This is a genomic window from Enterobacter sp. 342 (assembly GCF_036663495.1).
GTDB lineage: Bacteria > Pseudomonadota > Gammaproteobacteria > Enterobacterales > Enterobacteriaceae > Enterobacter.
Map to the genome: position 1 here is coordinate 1 of NZ_JAWUEI010000095.1, position 1,982 is coordinate 1,982.

General features: G+C 52.6%; 2 protein-coding genes. Both read right to left on the reverse strand.

Annotated elements, in window-relative coordinates; all coding sequences use genetic code 11:
• Nucleotides 1–87: 87 nt before the first annotated feature.
• Nucleotides 88–483 carry a helix-turn-helix domain-containing protein gene (locus V6E55_RS25315; RefSeq protein ID WP_004143398.1) on the reverse strand — a complete coding sequence of 132 codons (396 nt, stop codon included), beginning with the start codon at nucleotides 481–483 and terminating at the stop codon, nucleotides 88–90.
• A gap of 48 nt (nucleotides 484–531) precedes the next feature.
• A complete protein-coding gene (locus V6E55_RS25320; protein WP_077253535.1) occupies nucleotides 532–1,878 on the reverse strand; it encodes an ISNCY family transposase in 1,347 nt (448 codons plus the stop codon).
• Nucleotides 1,879–1,982: the final 104 nt, after the last annotated feature.

The following is a 1,982-nucleotide window of genomic DNA, read 5'->3' on the forward strand; positions in this document are numbered from 1 at the left end:
TGTCTAGCCAATGTTGAAATGTCGTGCTGAAAACAAAGCTGACCTGACGTCAGTGGAGAGTCTGGACAATGCCTTTTTAAGGTTGAGTCAGGCTTTGGAGGAAGAACGTGGTTGCCAGGTTTTCTCGGCTATCATCAGTTTACGTACGGTCTCTTTTGAAATCCGGACACCGTATTCTGTGGTCAGAATTCGCCAGATGGCTGACGGATTCATACCCCGGCCGCGTGAGCGAATAAGCTGCAGTGCCTGATCTCTGATGGTGGTGTTTAACTGATGATTGCCGGGCTTTCCACGGCGCCGGCTGACCAGACCGGCTGGCCCCAGCTCGCGATAGCGCTTAATCAGGCGGGAGCACTGACGACGGGTGAGCTCCATGGACTCTGCCACTTCTGCCAGCGTGATTTCCCGCGCCATATAGGCTTCAATCAAATCCAGGCGTAGCGCTTCGTGAAGTGTCAGGAGCACTGGTTTGTTGTCGTCCATTTTTCTCTCATCTGTCGGCCATATCAGATCCACAGGTGAGGGAAGGGCTCATCGCTTCAGGCTGGGGATAAAATCCTGCGGACTGGCCAGCACCGGGTTGATCGCCCTGAGCTCTTCCAGTGCACGCTCCTGAGCGCGCCTGCGGGGCATTTTTGTACTGCGCATTCGCTTTCCTTCAGCCTCCAGCTCGTCCTGTTTCTGCTGTGCCAGCCTCAGAACGGCACCCAGTCGTTTGTTATCAACAACCGCCCCCTGATCAACGCAGGTCAGTTTATCGAAAATCTTATAACCCAGTGGCCGGTGCTGATGCCGGAAAGTAATGCTTCCGTCAGGGTAATCATAAACGGTAATTTTTTCACCTGCTATGCGCGTATTTTGTTCGGTGGGTTCAATGATATACATGACTTTATCATACTGAAAAGTCAGTGCTTTCGATAAGGTCCGTAGCTCCTGCCAGGCGAAGATATCATTCAGCTCCAGTGGACTCTGTGTGACCGCACGGTGCAGATCTTTAGGGTATTTTGCCGGCCGGGAGAAACGACGGTTAAAATCAGACATGAAATGTTCAATCCACTGATTGGCTTCAGCAACCGAGCTGATGTTCTGCAGGCGCATCTCTTTAATCAGTCGATCCTGGAGCGTTTTATTTACCCGTTCCACGCGACCTTTTGCCTGGCTGCTGTTGGCACAAATCAATTCGATCGCCAGTTCCCGGAGAGCCCGTCCGAACTGGGTTGTGCCGGTACGTCGGCTCTCGGGTCCGCTGACCCTGAACACCGCATGCTTGTCGCTGTAAAATGCGACAGGTTTACCATGTTTATCAATGTATTGCCGGGTAGCCATCATGTAGTCAAACGCGTTTTCTGAATCACAGAATCGCAGGTGCATCAGGCGACCTGTGGCGTCATCCATGAAGACCAGAAGACAGCATTTTGGGGCTCTTCCTTCGAACCAGTCATGGTGAGAGCCATCGATCTGAACCAGTTCGCCGAAACAGTCGCGACGATAGCGCGGCTGGTAAACCCGGGTTCGCCGGCGGGAATGAGGACGCCAGAGACCGTCGGCTGTCATCCAGTTACGGATGGTTTCAACGGAGAGATATATATGATGGCGTTCAGCCAGTTTTTCGGTTGCGAGCGTTGGGCCAAAATCTGAATAGTGGCACCGGATCAAATCCAGGGCTTTACAGCGTGTTTCTTCATCGATCCGGTTGTTTGCAGGACGTCCACGGCGGGAAGATGCAAATGCGGTTGCGCCATCTGTCCGGTACAGACGCACAAGACGCTGCACCTGACGAACACTGAGCTTAAGTATGTCTGCTGCGTCGCGCTGAAGCAAAGCCCGGTCAAATACTCGCTGAATGATGCCAAGCCGGTAAAGTTCTTTGTCTGTCATAGTCACCAACATAAGATCGCGGTCCTGTGCTGAGCAAAATGAAGGCTTAGCGTACACGACGCGTGTGAATTGTGCTGAGACGACAATAACGCTTTGTGCTGACA

Coding starts and splice junctions, on each gene's coding strand:
- V6E55_RS25315 (WP_004143398.1), bottom strand. CDS start 483: ATGGACGACAACAAACCAGTGCTCCTGACACTTCACGAAGCGCTACGC.
- V6E55_RS25320 (WP_077253535.1), bottom strand. CDS start 1,878: ATGACAGACAAAGAACTTTACCGGCTTGGCATCATTCAGCGAGTATTT.